The organism is Mesorhizobium sp. M0910, assembly GCF_040319465.1.
Taxonomy (GTDB): domain Bacteria; phylum Pseudomonadota; class Alphaproteobacteria; order Rhizobiales; family Rhizobiaceae; genus Mesorhizobium.
The window spans coordinates 185100-200735 of record NZ_JAMYNZ010000001.1 but is presented as its reverse complement, the minus strand read 5'-3'; the positions used below and the strand labels follow the sequence as shown (position 1 = coordinate 200735).

The window sequence follows — 15636 nt, the reverse complement described above, 5'->3', positions numbered from 1 at the left end:
TGACGAGCGTTGTAGATATGGACAACGTCTATTCAGACACGAAAATCATTGCAACTTATCCAGAATCTGCTAAGCCTATCCGTGAAAGGATGGTTGCAATGAACGGAAAGCGATCACGCGAAGCCCTTCTTGAGTTCCTCGACTACCTTGCGAGGAAGGGTTTGATGAACACGACGACTGCCCGCTCTCGCAAGGCATCGGCGAACAAGGTTCTGTCTATACTTGAAAAAGATGAGGCGGAAGACGTCACGATTTTAGATCTAGATCAGCTTCTTGTTCGGTTTTCGAATATTTCTGGTGCAAACTATACCCCAGACAGCCTAAACACATATAAAAGTAGGATAAAATCAGCTATTGATGATTTTAAGAATTATTTAGATAACCCGATGTCGTTTAGGCCGTCTACGCAGGCGTCCGGAAGAAAGTCTTCTGAGCGGCCGAAATCGATTAACACAGCAGACAGCAAGTCGCCCGACGAAATTCCTCAAAAAATATTCGCTAATTTCTCGCCGCCGCCGCCTACTTCAGTTTCGATACTGCCTATCCCAATTAGACCGGACTTGACGATACAGGTGCAGGGGCTGCCCTACGATCTGACACCAGCGGAAGCGGCCAAGATTGCGAACGTAATACGCGCGATGGCGTCCACAGATTGATTCCCGGTCCAAACGGGAATTAAGCTCAGCTCGGCTGAGACCACGGGAGCCGCTGGCTCGGCGTCCAAAGCCGATGTCCAGCGGCCCTCTTTGCCCGTCTAAATACAGGCTGAGGGACTATAGCTCACAAGCCCAATTGTCGCAAACCGAGTTGCCTCGAACCGATTTGGTATACAATGACCGCCCCAGATGCGAACCGGCAGAAAGAAGCATGGCGAGAGATTGACAGCATTTTTTCAGATGCAAAAAATACGTGGGTTATTCACTACTCTTGCGAAAGTTTCTATGATCGAATTGAGGGGCGTTCGCCCAGGGTCACGTCCATTGCAGTTCGCAAGTTGAGTGACGCGCAGACGCACTCATTTTCTATCCATCAAATTGCTGAGCGCCAAGGCGTAGCGTTTGGGGAAATTGAGCAGCATTATGATAGATTGGAGCGCCTCATGCTGGACGCGTTCTTTTCATTTGTGGGCTCGTACCGGAACAGTCATTTCATGCACTGGAATATGCGTGATGCGAACTACGGATTCGCGGCAATCGAGCATCGGTATACAGTTCTTGGCGGTACGTCTGTCGTAATTGACGACGAACGAAAGCATGATTTATCGAGAATTATCATAAATATATATGGGAAGGGTTACATATCACACCCACGAATGGAGTCTTTAATTGAAAAGAACCAGATACGACCTTTGGACTTCATGACGGGCTCGCAAGAAGCGGCAGCGTTCGAAGAGCGAAATTTTAGCGGACTGCATCAATCCACATTGCGCAAAGTGGATATTCTAGCGAATCTCGCAACGTTGGTGAAAGATCGTTCTCTAAGGACGAATACCACACGCTGGGAGATGCATGGCGGTCGTATTCGAACTAGCGTCTCTTGGGTTCTTGAAAACAAACTTGTTGCTTTTTTTGCCAGTATCGCAAGCATCGTTGGCTTAGGTTTGGCAATTTACGCTCTAAAGTAAACGGTACAATCCTCATCGGCCCGCTTCCCGCCGCAGGGTAATCACATATGTGGCGCTGTCATATGCGGTTCCCTGCCGAAAAGGAGGAGAAGCCCCTCACGCAAAATACTCCTGCAGCGGCCGCACCTCTAGGCTCCCCGCCCGCAACGCCGCTATCGCCTCGGCCACCGCCGCCGCGCCCGACAGCGTCGTGTAATACGGCACCTTCTGCATCAGCGTCGCCCTGCGCAGCGATTTCGAGTCCGACACCGCCTTCTGGCCGTCCGTGGTGTTGAAGACGATCTGCACCTGGCGGTTGCGGATGGCGTCCTCGATGTGCGGGCGGCCTTCCAGCACCTTGTTTATCTTCTCCGCGACGACGCCGTTCTCGGCGAGGAAGCGCGCCGTGCCTGAGGTGGCCAGCACTTTAAAGCCCTGGCCGGCGAGACGCTTGACCGCCGGCAGGATGCCTTTCTTGTCCTCGTCGCGCACCGAGACGAACAGCGTGCCCGCGCGGGGGAGATCAACACCCGCGCCGAGCTGGCTCTTGGCGAAGGCCAGCGCGAAGTCGCGGTCGAGACCCATGACCTCGCCGGTCGAGCGCATTTCCGGGCCGAGCAATATATCGACGCCGGGGAAGCGGGCGAAGGGGAAGACTGCTTCCTTGACGGCGATGTGGCCGGGATTGCGGGGGTCGGGCATGGCGCCGTAATGGGCGAAGGCGTCTTCCAGGCTTTCGCCGGCCATGATGCGGGCGGCGATCTTGGCGATGGGCCGGCCGATGGTCTTGGCGACGAAGGGCACGGTGCGCGACGCGCGCGGGTTGACCTCCAGCACATAGACCGTGCCGTCCTTGATCGCATATTGCACGTTCATCAGGCCGCCGACATTGAGTGCGCGGGCAAGGGCCGCCGTCTGGCGCTCCAGCTCGTCGACGAGTTTCGAAGGCAGCGAATGCACCGGCAGCGAGCAGGCGCTGTCGCCCGAGTGGATGCCGGCCTCCTCGATGTGTTCCAGGATGCCGGAGACGTAGGTCGACTTGCCGTCACAGAGGCAATCGACATCGACCTCGATGGCGCCTGAGAGATAGGTGTCGAACAGCAGCGGGTTCTTGCCGAGCAGCGTGTTGATCTGGCCGGTCTTGTCGTTGGGGTATTTCTGCTTGATGTCCTCCGGCACCAGGCCGGGCACGGTGTCGAGCAGGTAGGATTGCAGCATGCTCTCGTCGTGGATGATCTGCATGGCGCGGCCGCCGAGCACATAGGACGGGCGCACGACCAGCGGGAAGCCGAGCTCGCCGGCGACGAGGCGGGCCTGCTCGACCGAATAGGCGATGCCGTTCTTCGGCTGGCTGAGGCCGAGCTTGTGCAGCAGCTTCTGGAAGCGGTCGCGGTCCTCGGCGAGATCGATCATGTCGGGCGAAGTGCCGAGGATCGGGATGCCGGCCTTCTCCAGCGCATCCGCCAGCTTCAGCGGCGTCTGGCCGCCGAACTGGACGATGACGCCGACGAGCTCGCCCGAGGCCTGTTCGGTGCGCAGGATCTCCAGCACATCCTCCGGCGTCAGCGGCTCGAAATAGAGCCGGTCGGAGGTGTCGTAGTCGGTCGAGACGGTCTCCGGGTTGCAGTTGATCATGATCGCCTCGAAGCCGGCGTCGCGCAGCGCAAACGCCGCATGGCAGCAGCAATAGTCGAACTCGATGCCCTGGCCGATGCGGTTGGGGCCGCCGCCGAGGATGACGACCTTTTTGCGCGACGAGACCTGCGCCTCATTGGCGAGACTGCCGGCGAACGGCACTTCATAGGTCGAATACATGTAGGCTGTGGGCGAGGCGAACTCGGCGGCGCAAGTGTCGATGCGCTTGTAGACCGGATGAACGTCGAGCTTTTCGCGAATCTTCTGGACTTCTTCGACGTCTTTCCTGACCAGGGAGGCGAGGCGGGCGTCGGAGAAACCCATCGCCTTCAGCATGCGCAGATTGGCGGCGTCCTCGGGGATGCCGTGCTCGCGGATGCGGTCTTCCATGACGAGGATGCCGGCGATCTGCTCAAGAAACCACGGGTCGATCTTGCACATGGCGTGCACGTCTTCCAGCGAAGTGCCCATGCGGATCGCCTGCGCCACCATGCGCAACCGGTCCGGCGTCGGCGTGCCCAAGGCGGCGCGAATGGCGTTGCGGTCGTCGACATGGCTGGCGGGCGCGCTGCCGTGGCCGATGCCGGGGATCTCGATCTCGTCCAGACCGGTCAGGCCGGTTTCGAGCCCGCGCAAAGCCTTCTGCAGCGATTCCTGGAAGGTGCGACCGATGGCCATGACCTCGCCAACCGACTTCATCGAGGTGGTCAGCACCGGCTCGGCGCCGGGGAATTTCTCGAAGGCAAAGCGTGGGATCTTGGTGACGACATAATCAATGCTCGGCTCGAACGACGCCGGCGTCGCCCCGCCGGTGATGTCGTTCTCGAGCTCGTCCAGCGTGTAGCCGACAGCGAGCTTGGCCGCGATCTTGGCGATCGGGAAACCGGTCGCCTTGGAAGCGAGCGCCGACGAGCGCGAGACGCGCGGGTTCATCTCGATCACCACCAGACGGCCATCGGCCGGGTTGACGGCGAACTGCACGTTGGAGCCGCCGGTCTCGACGCCGATTTCGCGGAGCACCGCGATCGAGGCGTTGCGCATCATCTGGTATTCTTTGTCGGTCAAGGTCAGGGCAGGGGCGACGGTGATCGAATCGCCGGTGTGCACACCCATCGGGTCGATGTTCTCGATCGAGCAGACGATGATGCAATTGTCCGCCTTGTCGCGGACGACCTCCATCTCGTACTCTTTCCAGCCGAGCACGCTCTCCTCGATCAGCACTTCGGTGGTCGGCGAGGCGTCGAGGCCGGACTGGACGATCTCGAAGAATTCGGCCCGGTTGTAGGCAATACCGCCGCCGGTGCCGCCCATGGTGAAGGACGGGCGGATAATTGCGGGCAGGCCGACATGGTCGAGCGCTTGTGCTGCAATCGCCATGGCATGGCTGATGTAGCGCTGCTTGCGGTCACCTTCGCCGAGGTTCCAGCGGGTTTCCAGAGCATCGAGCGCGGCGTCGAGGTTTTCCGGCTTCTCGGCTTTCAGCGCGGCGCGTTCGGCCTCGTGCGTCTTGCGGTCGGCATTCTTGACGTCGGTGGCGTTGGCCAGCATCGACTTCGGCGTTTCCAGGCCGATCTTGTTCATCGCCTCGCGAAACAAAGCGCGGTCCTCGGCCTTGTCGATTGCGGTGGCGTCGGCGCCGATCATCTCGACCTGATAGCGGTCGAGCACGCCCATGCGGCGCAGCGACAAAGCGGTGTTGAGCGCGGTCTGGCCGCCCATGGTCGGCAGCAGCGCGTCCGGCCGCTCCTTGGCGATGATCTTGGCCACCACTTCCGGCGTGATCGGCTCGATGTACGTGGCGTCGGCCAGCTCCGGATCGGTCATAATGGTGGCCGGATTGGAGTTGACCAGGATGACGCGAAAACCCTCTTCCTTCAGCGCCTTGCAGGCCTGGGTGCCGGAATAGTCGAACTCGCAGGCCTGGCCGATGACGATGGGGCCGGCCCCGATGATCAGGATCGACTTGATGTCGGTGCGTCTTGGCATATCGAAGGTCCGTTCGGCAGGCGGCTTGCACGAAAAACCGGACGGGAAGACCCGGCCGGTTGTGCTCGCGATTCTGGTATCAGGCTAGGAGGGCCTTATAGGGAAGAGTTTTGCCGGATGTAACCCCGAAAATGAGGCAGTAGGGCAGTAGGGCAGTAGGGCAGTAGGGCAGTAGGGCAGAGGTTGAGCGCCCTTTAAACATATTGCCCTACTGCCCTACTGCCTTATTCCCCTTACCACTATCCCCCAGCGCCAGTTGATCCGTAATCTCGAAGCGTTCGGACGCGCCGACGCGGATCATGTTGAGGCTGCCTTCGCGCGTGAAGCGGAATTCGCCCGGCCCATTCGAACCGGCCGGCTTGCCGGCGTAGAAGCTGATGATGCGCGTGCCGCCGTCGGGCCAGGTCACGGTCACGTCGGTTTTGTCGCCGGTGCGCGCGACGCCTGCCTTGCAGTTGGTCATCGGCTGGCCGAGATAGCGCGCGCAAGGAATGACGTTGCCGGCACCTGGGAATGGTGTCCCCGGCGGCTGTAGCCGTGCAACGGTCTGTGCGTCGGGCGGAGGCGCCGCATTGGTCGCGCCGAAATTCTGGACGGGATCCACTGCCGCGGGCGCCGATCCATCAACCTGTCCAGTCGAGGGATTGCCAGCGGCCAGGGCCAGGCGGTAAGCGTCCTCGATAGCCACCCTGCCGATTGCGTCAGCGGAGTTCAGCGACGTTTCGGGAGCAGTTGCGCCGAGGCGCGTTGTCAGATCGGGCAGCGGTTGAGAGGCAGGGCTCTCCGCATTGGCCGCCGCCTGGGGTGTCACTTGCCGGGGATTGATGGGGTCGAGGTAGCGTGCGGGTGCCCATCCGCTCAGCTTCGGGTCGTCAATGTCTTCGACCTTGCACCACTTGTAGCCGCTGACCTCGCCACAGCCGAGATTTTTCACGCTCGATCCACTCGGCAACCGCGCCTCGATCTTGCCCATGGCCGACGCCGTGGCGCGCACGTTCAGAAGGTCATCGGGAGCGAGACCCGTCACAATCGAGATGATGGGCTCCGGCTCCTGGCCGTTGGCCGGCAGCTCCGCCAGCATCAGCGGAGCGGCCACCACCGCAAGCAGCGTCGTCGGGAGTGTTACTGTGCGCCTAATCATCTGCCATGGGCGGTAAGTTCAATTGCCGAAGGCGCGGCCAGGCACGAAAGCGCCGCCGCACGCCAGCCGGTTTTTATAGGCGACGAGGCGGCGCTGTGTAAGCCCGAAAAGGCGCCGCGTGTTGAATCGCGACCAGGCCGCTTCCGTAAACTAACAGCCGGCAAAATATTGCACATTTCATGTAAATATGCACTCTCTCAAGTAAGGTTGAGGAGGGCAATATGGTCGACCTTGAAATATTCGCGCAAGTGGAAAACATAGTTCGCCAGCGTATCAAGAAAACGCGCGCCGAAATTGAGGCTTCACTTGGTCACATCGCCAACGGCAATCCGCTGGCCGCCGAACAGACCCTCTCCAGGCGCCTCGACAGGTTGCAGGTAAAGGCGTCGCTCAGCCGCACCGAAGCGGAGATGATATCGGCAGCAATCGACATGAGATCTGCCGGGGAAAGAAAGGCCGCCGCCAAACAGCCAGGACCGGAGGCAGTTCTCGGCCCAACGCTCGATTTCATCGGGGTCGCATTTCTGGAGCGTGGGCGCCGTGCTGCCGACGCGGTCGGGCGCGTTGCCTTTCTCAACGGCAATCCGCAAGGATCGGGTTTTCTGGTCGGGCCAAGGCTGTTCCTCACAAACAACCATGTGATTTCGTCGCCGGCGGATTCCCGGCGCTTCCAGGTCCAGTTCGATTATGAGCAGGACGGTGCAAATGCCGTGCGCACGCCGACGACGTTCCTGTTCGATCCTGAATCCTGTTTCGTGACCGATAGCATAGAAGGTCTGGATTACACGCTGATCGGGGTCGGCGAGCGGCGTTCCGGCCCAAAGGAACTGGGGGAGTTCGGTTTTATCTCGCTGTCGGACGCGCGCGACAAGCATATGCTCGGCGAAATTGCCAACATCGTCCAGCATCCCGATGGCCGCTTCAAGGAACTGGTGCTGCGTGAAAACCGGCTGGTGGCCCGCGACGAAACGGTTCAAGTGCTGCACTATGTTGCCGATACCGAACAGGGTTCGTCCGGTTCACCGGTCTTCAACAACGAATGGGAGCCCATTGCCCTACACCATTGGGCCGGCCCGTTCCACGAGGTGACGGGCATAGCTGGCTACGCGCTTGCGCGCGAGATCAACGAAGGCATACGGATCAGCGCCATCGTTGACGATCTGGGCGCTAGAAAGTCCAGGTTGCCGGGCTCATCGGCATCGGCGGTTTCGGAAGCTCTGGCGATTTGGTCCGGCACGCCGCGCATGATGGATGAGACAGTTCGGCTGAACGCCGACAGTCGCGGAGACGTGCCGGACAAGCCGGAGCAGCGGCCTGAACCGGATCGCGGCCCGCCGGCGACGAGACATAATGCCGATGGCTCGGTCACGTGGACTTTTCCCGTCGAGATAAATGTCCGGGCGCCGTTGATCGACCGCGACGGAGGCGATGCAAGACGAAACGACGGCAAAGGTCCAGCAAGCGAACCCGCCAAGGTCATGGCCATCGCCGAGGCCGCGGGTTGGAAAACAGAGGATTTCGACGATCGTGGAGGGTATGAACCCGGCTTCATACCGGGCTTTGTCCTGCCAATGCCGACGGTTGCCAATTCACCCTACCGGTTGGCCAAAAACCTTCTTGCCAAACCGGGCGAGGACCCACACGAATTGCGCTACCATCATTTTTCGATCTTGATGAACGCCGATCGCAGGCTTGCCTTCGTCACCGCCTGCAATATCGATGGATCCCGTACCAAGGCGGTCGATCGTGAGGACAAGACGGTCATCGACAACCCGTCGCTTGTCGACTTGGGGGTGGAGTCGATTTCCGGTTCGGAAGCCAGCGATGCTTTCCGGCCCGATCGCCGCATCGACCTTGGCGAGCAGATGACCCAGGAATTCTATTCGAGCCAGAATGTGCCCGGATTTCCCGTCGCAAAATCCAAGGAACGAATCGCTCGAATGTTCCAGAAGGGCCATATTACACTTCGCGGCGACCCCGCATGGGGCGTCGATCAGGAGGCGGTCGCGGCAGAACGCGACACGTTCTTTTATACCAATGCTGCGCCGCAAGTCGGCTTCTTCAATCAGGGAAGCTCGCTTGACCATCCCGGCTCCAAGGGGAAGCTGAGATGGCGCGCGGTGGAAACCTATGTGCTGCGCAACGCTTATACGACGCGAGGCCGGGTCACGGTGTTTGCCGGGCCAGTGTTCCGCGAGGACGATCCTCCCTACCGCTTCGACAGCCATGTTCCGCTGAAGTTCTGGAAGATCGCGCTGTGGTCCGATCAAGGTGGCCTGCGCGCCATCGCGCTGCTGGCCGACCAGAAGCCGGTTTTGGAAGTGATGCCCGAAGCGTTCGGCGAGCGTGCCGAGGCATTCGACGACCCGCTTGAAATTGCCAGGGTATCGGAGTTTCTTTCGACGGTGGCCGAGATCGAACAGCTGACCGGCCTGAACTTTGGCCAGCAGGTGCGCGACGCCGACATTCGGGCCGGTTCCGAATCGGCTCCAGCACAGACTTTCAACCCAAGGCATCTAACGCCCAGTACGTCACGGCCAAAGGCTTCATCGCCCAAGACTTCGACGCCCAAGGCTTCGGCGACCAAGACTTCGACGTCCAAGACTTCGGCGGCCAGCGCCCGACGTCCTGCCAGGCGATCGAAGCGATCCGCGTCCGACGACTGAAGATTGCGGCTTCTGCCGGTCGAAGGCGGTCATCCGTTCAGCTAGGCATGAGCAAGCTCAGCCTGGCATGAGCAAGCTCAGCCTGGGATGAGCAAGCTCAGCCCGGCGGCATGAACGCGTTCCGCGTTCAGCCGGACATAAATCCGGTGCGCAGCGCGTGAGCCCATTCGGGCCGTCCCGCCTGCTCGGCCTGATACGCCGCCGCCTCATGGTCATAGTCGACGGCGATGGATTCGAAACGATCGGGGTGCAAGTCGACGATGCCATAGCGGGCGTGTGGCGAGCCTTGCTCCGAGACATGCGCCGGTGGGGTCGAATCGTCATAGGCCGGGCAGCCGATGCTGCCCGGATTGAAAATGACCGGACCGCCGGGAATGCGGATCAGCTCGCTGCGGTGGCTGTGGCCGCAAAGCATGATGCGGCAGGCGGGATCGACCGCGCCGAGCCGCCGCTCGATTGCGGCCAGCGGCGCGCGCACCAGCCGGCCCTCGACGATCGCGTCAGTCAGGTATTTTTCGTCGTGGTCGGGCCGGGCATGGAAGGCGATCACGCCGGGCGCCACCTCCAGCGTGACGGGCAGCACTTGCAGCGCCTCGCGTTGGCCTGCCGTCAGCCGTTCCTGCGCGTAGCGGTCGGACGGCCACATGGTCTCGTCGGCAGTGTCGCGGGCAACGCGGCGGTCGTGATTGCCGCGTACCGTCGGCAGGTCGAGCGCCTCGAGCCGCTCCATGGTCTCGCGCGGCCACAGCGGGCCGGAAACGCAATCGCCGAGATTGACGATGAGGTCGGCGCCGCCGCGCTGCCGCAGATCGTCGAGCACGGCGTCGAGCGCCAGGACGTTGCCGTGGATGTCGGCGAGGACGGCAATGCGCATGGCAGGCTCCGTTAATTGGAATGGCTGGACGGCAGGTGAAGCTACTTTGCTCGTCTCGCGAAGCGGGCGAGAGCGGAACCCAGCTTCGCGCCCGTCAGGCGCGGACTTCGATCTCGTGGCCGCCGACCGCCGGTAACGACGCGTCGTCGCCGGCCGCGGCAATAACGCTGTCGAGCAAGCCCGGGAAGCGGCGGTCGAGATCGTCACGGCGCAGCGTGATCAATCGGCTGGTGCCAACCGCCTCGGTGCGGGTGACGCCGGCCTCACGCAGCTTGGCCAAATGGTAACTCAGATTGGTCTTCGAGGCGAAGTCGAGGAACCGGCTGCAATTCAGCGGCACGCCCTCTTTGCTGGCGAGATAGCGCACGATGGCCAACCGCGTCGGGTCGCCGAGCACAGCAAGCACGTTCGGCAGGCTGATCTGGTCGGCGGTGGGATGGGGCAAGGTCATGCCCAGGAATTAAGCACATTCGGAGCCGATTTCAACGCATCTCCTCTCGTGGTTAATGGACACATAGTTTCGTCCCGCCGCCCCGTCCTCACACCGGGCTGTCAGGATGGTTCGGCTATTTTGCAGCGGCTTTATTGACATCATGCCCTGTTATGTCCAATTGTTCAATAACCTTTGAACTAAGGAAATTGCCATGGATAAGCGCCTCACCTGGCTTGCGCTCGGATCGTTCACGATTTCGACCGAAGGTTTCGTCATCTCCAGCCTTTTGCCCGATATTGCAAAGGATGCCGCCATCTCCGTTCCGCTAGCCGGCACGCTGATCACCGCGTTTGCGCTCGCCTATGCGATCGGCACGCCGATCCTGGCAACGCTGACCGGCGAATGGGACCGTCGCCGCGTCATCCTGTGGACGCTGGTGTTCTTCGTGTTGGGCAACGTCGCCGCGGCGCTGAGCTCCTCCTTCGAATTGCTGTTGATCGCGCGCATCGTCATGGCGCTGTCGTCAGGCCTGTTTGCGGCGACCGCACAGGGAACGGCCGTTGCGCTTGTCGACGATCATCACCGCGCCCGCGCCATCGCCGTGGTCGTCGGCGGCACTACGGTTGCGGTCGCGGTCGGAGCACCGCTCGGCGCGCTCGTTGCGACGGTTGCCGGCTGGCGCGGCACCTTCTTTGCCATTGCCGGCCTTGGCGCGCTCGCCGGCGCGATCCTGTGGTACCGGCTGCCGCGTGGCATCGTCGGCACAAGGCTGCCGCTCCGGATGCGGCTGGCAGCGGCACTTCGCCCCGGCGTCATGCCTATCCTGGTGACGACCATCCTGGCCCTGATCGGCGCCTTCACCGTCTTTGCCTTTGTCGCGCCGCTCGCGATCGAAGGCGGCGGACTGAACCCGATCGCGCTTCCCGGAATGCTGCTCGCTTTCGGCGTTGGCGCGGTCATCGGCAATATCGGCGGCGGTCAGGCCGCCGACCGTTTCGGCGCGACGCGCACCGTCTGTTGGTCGCTGGCGCTGAGTGCCGCCATGCTGGTCACGTTTTCGTTGATCCCGATGTTCCTGCCGCGCGAGATCGCCGGGCCGGCGCTCATGGCCATGATGGTGCCGTGGGGCATCGTCGGCTGGGCGTTCCCGCCGGCGCAGGCCAGCCGCATCATCAAGCTGGCGCCCGATGCCGCGCCAATCGTGCTGTCGCTGAACGCTTCGGCGCTCTATCTCGGCGTCGCACTGGGTGCCGTGGTCGGCGCCGCGGTGCTGCGCTATGGCGCACCGGCCGACCTCGGCGTGGTCGCGGCGGCATTCCCGATCATCGGTCTGGGCGTAGTGCTGGCGGGCCACCTGGCGGCGCGACCGGTGGCGATGCCGGCCGAATAGGGCTGTTAGCGGAGCTTGTCTGCCGGCCGCCGATAATTCAACTCGCGGCCGGCGGTACGTCGAAATCAAGTGCGGCGATTTCGTCCAGCGCCGCTCGCAGGCTTGCGGCCTGTTTTTTTCCAAACATCTCCTCGAAGCGCTGCTGAGCGACTTGCCACAGCTTCAGAGCTTCTTCGAGCTTGATCCGGCCCTGCGATGTCAGCCTGACGCGCCTGATGCGGCGGTCGGCAGGGTCGGCGAAGGTCTCGATATAACCGTCCCTGATCAGCGGCTTCAGCGTATGACCGAGGGCCGACAGGTCCATGACGAGGGCCGCGGCAATGGCACCCATCGTCGGTTCGTCGCCGATGTGGATCTGGTAGAGCAGGCCCTGCTGCGTGGCCTTCAGACCCGATGGGGCCAGCACATCGTCATAGAACTGGCCCAGTTTCCGCGTCGCGCGGCGCAGCATGGCGTTGTTGCAAAGCGCCAGGCCGGGCAGGGTGGTTTGGGACATTGGCGGATTTCCGATGAGGGACCGGAAGGGCCCCTCGATGCAAACCAGAAATAGTCCTTGCTCCCCCGATTGACAAGATGGTGGCATATGCCTACGTTCCAATGGTGGCATATGCCAATAATTCGTGTGCCAGTCGAAGCAGGGTGTTGCCCTGCGGCACCGGCATTTGGAATCGAACCAGAAGGAACAAGACAATGAGCAATCAGGACAAAGGTACTGCGGTCGTCACCGGCGCCTCGTCCGGCATCGGTGCGATCTATGCCGACCGGCTCGCCGGCCAAGGTTATGATCTGGTGCTGGTGGCGCGGCGCGCCGATCGGTTGGAGGAATTGGCGGAGAGGCTCCGCTTCGCGTATGGCATAAAGGTCAGCGTCATCGGCGCCGACTTGTCCGACGACGGCGATCTGCGACGGGTCGAGCAGGCGATATCAACCGACGACAGCGTGACGCTGCTGGTCAACAATGCCGGCCTTGGCGGCGCGCAGGTGGTGGCAACGGCTGAAGCCGATGTCGCCGAGCGCATGATCAAGGTCAATGTCGTGGCGCTGACTCGGCTGACGCGCGCGGTGCTGCCGGGGCTGCTGTCGCGCAACCGCGGCGCCATCGTCAACATCGCCTCGGTCCTTGCCTTCGATACCTCGTTCGGCGGCATCTACAGCGGCACCAAAGCCTACGTCGTCAACTTCACCGAGGCCTTGCAGCGGGAAGTCGCGGGCACGAAGGTCGCCGTGCAGGTGGTCTTGCCGGGGGCCACGCGGACAGAATTCTGGGAAGTTGCGGGAAGCGATATTGCCAATGTGCCGCAAGAGATCGTGATGACGGCCGACGATCTGGTCGATGCAGCGCTGGTTGGCCTGGCAAAGGGTGAAGCGTTCACGGCACCGGGTCTTGCCGATGTTGCCGGGGTGGATGCCTTTCTTGGCGTTCGGCAAGGCTTCTTCGGCAGTCTTCTGGCCGGCAAGCCGGCGGCGCGTTACACTGCCTGACATAGCTAAAGACTAACCTTACGCTGTCCGCCACATCGGAATGATCGAGGCGGCCAGCAGCAGGCCAAGCACGGCGTTGAGCATGCGCCACTGCCGCTCGGTTCGCAGCAACCGGGCGAGCAGCGTGCCCGCCACGCACCATGCCGCCAAGGATAGAGCCGCTGCAAGGCCGAAGACGGCGCCGAGCAGCAAGGCGAGCTGCAGCGGCCCTTTGGCGAGCGCGGCAAAAGATGCCGCCGCTCCCAGCCCCATGGCCCAGCCCTTTGGGTTCATCCATTGCAGGCCGGCGCCGCCCAAAAAGCTGTTCGGCTTTGCCATGGCCACGTCCAGACTGGGCGGACCGCTGCGGCCGATCTTGAGCGCAAGCCATACCAGATAGAGGGTACCAGCCATTTTCATTGCTAGTTGCAGCGAAGGAGCGGCGGCCAGCAGACCAGCGAGCCCGGCAGCACCTGCCGCAGCCACTGTGGCCAGGCCGGCCGCACTTCCGGCCATCAGCGGGATAGAGCGGCGGAAGCCGAACTGCGCGCCGGACGCCGTCGACAAGGTCGTGGCGATGCCGGGCGTTAAGGTAGAGACCAGCGCGAACAGGACGAGGGGAAGGACGGTTTCAAACATGCTGCTTCCTTTGAAGCCTGCACGGTAGCCTGTTTGGCTCATCAGTAAATGCAATGTTTGCTATGACATGCATTAGCAAATATAATGGCTTGATGCTCCGCAACCTCGACACTGCCCTGATCCGAACCTTTGTCACCGTTGCCGACAGGGCCAGCATGACGGCGGCGGCCAACGCGCTGCATTTGACGCAAGGTGCCGTCAGCCAGCAGGTCAAGCGTTTGGAAGAGGTTCTCGGCTGCAGGCTGTTCGAGCGCGATCGGAGCGGATTGCGGCTGACCCGCTCCGGCGAGCGGCTGTTCGGCAAGGGCAAGCGCCTGCTTTCGCTCAATGACGAGATCCTGGCGGAGATGGCGGGCGATGCAGTTGCCGGTCAGGTGCGGCTTGGCGTGCCGTACGACCTTGTCGGCACCTTGCTTGCGCCGGTGCTCAAGGCCTATGCCGAGGCGTATCCGCAGGTCGAGATCTCGCTTGTCTGCGCCTCGTCGCCGGAGCTGGCTGCGGCCTTGGCGGCCGGCACGATAGAGCTCGCGGTGATCGAGGAACCGGTCGGTCGGTCGGCCGGCGAATGCCTTGTTGTCGACCGGCTGGTCTGGGTCGGCGCCAAAGGCGGCGGCGCCCGCAGCAAACGCCCCTTGCCGGTTTCGATGGTCGCCGAGACCTGCGCGTTCCGTCCGGTTGTACTGGAGGCGCTTAACGAGCACGGGCTGGCATGGCGCACCGTATTCGAAAACGGCAGCATCGACGCGACGACGGCAACAGTGCGTTCGGACTTGGCCGTCACCACCTGGTTGGCGTCGACCGTACCTGCGGACCTTGATATTTTGGCCAACGATCCGGATTTGCCGTCATTGCCGAATTTTGCAATCAATCTGCATTTGCCGAAGCACAGCGTTGCGCCTGCCGTACTGGCATTCGCAGGCCACCTCCGCGATGGATTGGCACGGCGACGAGAGGCGGCTTAAAAACAGCAAAAAGGACGGCCAGTGTTCAGCCGTCCTGGATCGCCCTACGGCATCTACTTCCAGTTTTTGCGCCGCTCGATCTCGGCTTCGGAAGGCTGTTCCGGAACAAAGGACCCGGTCTTGATCTCGCCGGAGCGCTCATAGCTCGCCATGAGGACGCCGGTGGTCGATGCCTGCGAACGGGTCAGCTTGAAGGCGGCAGGTATTGTGCCGCTGCCGAACAGTTTTTTGCCCTTGCCCAGCACCAGCGGGAAAATCTGCAGGCTGATCTCGTCGATCAGGTCATTGGCGAGCAAGGTCTGGATCAGCTCGCTCGACCCCTGGATGAGCAGATCCGGGCCGTCCTCCTGCTTCATCCGGCGCAATCTCGCCACGACGTCGCTGCCGAGCGGCTGGCTGTTTTGCCAGGACAGCGTATCTGGCCTGTGCGTCGCCACATATTTGGTGACGGCGTTGAAGCTGTCGGCGATCGGGTCATTCTTCTGGTAAGGCCAGTGGGCGGCGAAGATGTCGTAAGTCTTGCGGCCGAGAAGCAGCGCGAACGGTTTTGAAAACGTCTCGCCCATGGCGGCGCCCATCACATCGTCCCAGTAGTGGAACGTCCAGCCGCCGAATTTGAAGCCGCCGACCGGGTCCTCTTGCGGACCGCCGGGCGCTTGCATGACGCCGTCGAGGCTGACGAATGTTGCGGCGATGATCTTCCTCATTGGAGCTCCCTTTCCCTGATCCGTGCCGTGATGGCCGGACTTCGAGCCAAGGACGGGCGAACGGACATTTGTCCGACAGCGGCCGGCAAAATTCCAGGGCTGGAAGGGCGGATGACTGCCGGCCTTGTTGCGTCGGTTT

Annotated in this window: 13 protein-coding genes; 6 read left to right on the top strand and 7 right to left on the bottom strand. The window is 61.9% G+C overall.

Going from position 1 to position 15636, the window contains the following annotated elements; translation table 11 throughout:
* The first annotated feature begins 17 nt into the window (after positions 1-17).
* Positions 18-656, top strand: a complete 639-nt coding sequence (locus NKH78_RS00985; RefSeq protein ID WP_352740186.1) for a hypothetical protein — start codon at positions 18-20, stop codon at positions 654-656.
* 176 nt (positions 657-832) lie between these two features.
* A complete protein-coding gene (locus NKH78_RS00980; protein WP_352822153.1) occupies positions 833-1624 on the top strand; it encodes a hypothetical protein in 792 nt (263 codons plus the stop codon).
* Between the two features lie 96 nt (positions 1625-1720).
* Here NKH78_RS00980 and carB read toward each other — a convergent pair whose 3' ends face one another.
* The gene (gene carB / locus NKH78_RS00975; protein WP_352822155.1) at positions 1721-5224 is read right to left on the bottom strand and encodes a carbamoyl-phosphate synthase large subunit; all 3504 of its coding nucleotides are present in this window, start codon (positions 5222-5224) and stop codon (positions 1721-1723) included.
* A 208-nt stretch (positions 5225-5432) separates the two neighbouring features.
* Positions 5433-6305 (bottom strand): SH3 domain-containing protein, encoded by an 873-nt coding sequence (locus tag NKH78_RS00970; protein ID WP_352740196.1) that lies wholly within the window; start codon positions 6303-6305, stop codon positions 5433-5435.
* Between the two features lie 281 nt (positions 6306-6586).
* Between NKH78_RS00970 and NKH78_RS00965 the strand changes: the two genes are divergently transcribed.
* Positions 6587-9031 (top strand): DNA/RNA non-specific endonuclease, encoded by a 2445-nt coding sequence (locus NKH78_RS00965; RefSeq protein ID WP_352740198.1) that lies wholly within the window; start codon positions 6587-6589, stop codon positions 9029-9031.
* Between the two features lie 127 nt (positions 9032-9158).
* On the opposite strand, the gene NKH78_RS00960 is transcribed toward NKH78_RS00965, so the two are convergent.
* Both NKH78_RS00960 and NKH78_RS00955 read right to left on the bottom strand, forming a co-directional pair.
* Positions 9159-9905: a metallophosphoesterase family protein gene (locus tag NKH78_RS00960; RefSeq protein ID WP_352740200.1), complete on the bottom strand. Its 747-nt coding sequence runs from the start codon at positions 9903-9905 to the stop codon at positions 9159-9161.
* Between the two features lie 94 nt (positions 9906-9999).
* Positions 10000-10356, bottom strand: a complete 357-nt coding sequence (locus NKH78_RS00955) for an ArsR/SmtB family transcription factor (protein ID WP_352506754.1) — start codon at positions 10354-10356, stop codon at positions 10000-10002.
* A 193-nt stretch (positions 10357-10549) separates the two neighbouring features.
* On the opposite strand from NKH78_RS00955, the gene NKH78_RS00950 reads away from it, so the two are divergent.
* Positions 10550-11728 (top strand): MFS transporter, encoded by a 1179-nt coding sequence (locus NKH78_RS00950; RefSeq protein ID WP_352740202.1) that lies wholly within the window; start codon positions 10550-10552, stop codon positions 11726-11728.
* Between the two features lie 37 nt (positions 11729-11765).
* Here the strand turns inward: NKH78_RS00950 and NKH78_RS00945 are convergent, their stop codons facing one another.
* Positions 11766-12224 (bottom strand): MarR family winged helix-turn-helix transcriptional regulator, encoded by a 459-nt coding sequence (locus NKH78_RS00945; protein ID WP_352740204.1) that lies wholly within the window; start codon positions 12222-12224, stop codon positions 11766-11768.
* Between the two features lie 194 nt (positions 12225-12418).
* On the opposite strand from NKH78_RS00945, the gene NKH78_RS00940 reads away from it, so the two are divergent.
* Positions 12419-13210, top strand: a complete 792-nt coding sequence (locus tag NKH78_RS00940) for an SDR family NAD(P)-dependent oxidoreductase (RefSeq protein WP_352646456.1) — start codon at positions 12419-12421, stop codon at positions 13208-13210.
* An 18-nt stretch (positions 13211-13228) separates the two neighbouring features.
* Here the strand turns inward: NKH78_RS00940 and NKH78_RS00935 are convergent, their stop codons facing one another.
* Positions 13229-13828, bottom strand: coding sequence for a LysE family translocator (locus tag NKH78_RS00935; RefSeq protein WP_352740209.1), 600 nt, complete (start codon positions 13826-13828; stop codon positions 13229-13231).
* Positions 13829-13920: 92 nt separating this feature from the next.
* Between NKH78_RS00935 and NKH78_RS00930 the strand changes: the two genes are divergently transcribed.
* Positions 13921-14790 carry a LysR family transcriptional regulator gene (locus NKH78_RS00930; RefSeq protein ID WP_352478095.1) on the top strand — a complete coding sequence of 290 codons (870 nt, stop codon included), beginning with the start codon at positions 13921-13923 and terminating at the stop codon, positions 14788-14790.
* A gap of 53 nt (positions 14791-14843) precedes the next feature.
* Here the strand turns inward: NKH78_RS00930 and NKH78_RS00925 are convergent, their stop codons facing one another.
* Positions 14844-15497 carry a dihydrofolate reductase family protein gene (locus tag NKH78_RS00925; protein WP_352740205.1) on the bottom strand — a complete coding sequence of 218 codons (654 nt, stop codon included), beginning with the start codon at positions 15495-15497 and terminating at the stop codon, positions 14844-14846.
* Between the last annotated feature and the right edge of the window lie 139 nt (positions 15498-15636).

Coding starts and splice junctions, on each gene's coding strand:
- NKH78_RS00985 (WP_352740186.1), top strand. CDS start 18: ATGGACAACGTCTATTCAGACACGAAAATCATTGCAACTTATCCAGAA.
- NKH78_RS00980 (WP_352822153.1), top strand. CDS start 833: ATGACCGCCCCAGATGCGAACCGGCAGAAAGAAGCATGGCGAGAGATT.
- carB (WP_352822155.1), bottom strand. CDS start 5,224: ATGCCAAGACGCACCGACATCAAGTCGATCCTGATCATCGGGGCCGGC.
- NKH78_RS00970 (WP_352740196.1), bottom strand. CDS start 6,305: ATGCTGGCGGAGCTGCCGGCCAACGGCCAGGAGCCGGAGCCCATCATC.
- NKH78_RS00965 (WP_352740198.1), top strand. CDS start 6,587: ATGGTCGACCTTGAAATATTCGCGCAAGTGGAAAACATAGTTCGCCAG.
- NKH78_RS00960 (WP_352740200.1), bottom strand. CDS start 9,905: ATGCGCATTGCCGTCCTCGCCGACATCCACGGCAACGTCCTGGCGCTC.
- NKH78_RS00955 (WP_352506754.1), bottom strand. CDS start 10,356: ATGACCTTGCCCCATCCCACCGCCGACCAGATCAGCCTGCCGAACGTG.
- NKH78_RS00950 (WP_352740202.1), top strand. CDS start 10,550: ATGGATAAGCGCCTCACCTGGCTTGCGCTCGGATCGTTCACGATTTCG.
- NKH78_RS00945 (WP_352740204.1), bottom strand. CDS start 12,224: ATGTCCCAAACCACCCTGCCCGGCCTGGCGCTTTGCAACAACGCCATG.
- NKH78_RS00940 (WP_352646456.1), top strand. CDS start 12,419: ATGAGCAATCAGGACAAAGGTACTGCGGTCGTCACCGGCGCCTCGTCC.
- NKH78_RS00935 (WP_352740209.1), bottom strand. CDS start 13,828: ATGTTTGAAACCGTCCTTCCCCTCGTCCTGTTCGCGCTGGTCTCTACC.
- NKH78_RS00930 (WP_352478095.1), top strand. CDS start 13,921: ATGCTCCGCAACCTCGACACTGCCCTGATCCGAACCTTTGTCACCGTT.
- NKH78_RS00925 (WP_352740205.1), bottom strand. CDS start 15,497: ATGAGGAAGATCATCGCCGCAACATTCGTCAGCCTCGACGGCGTCATG.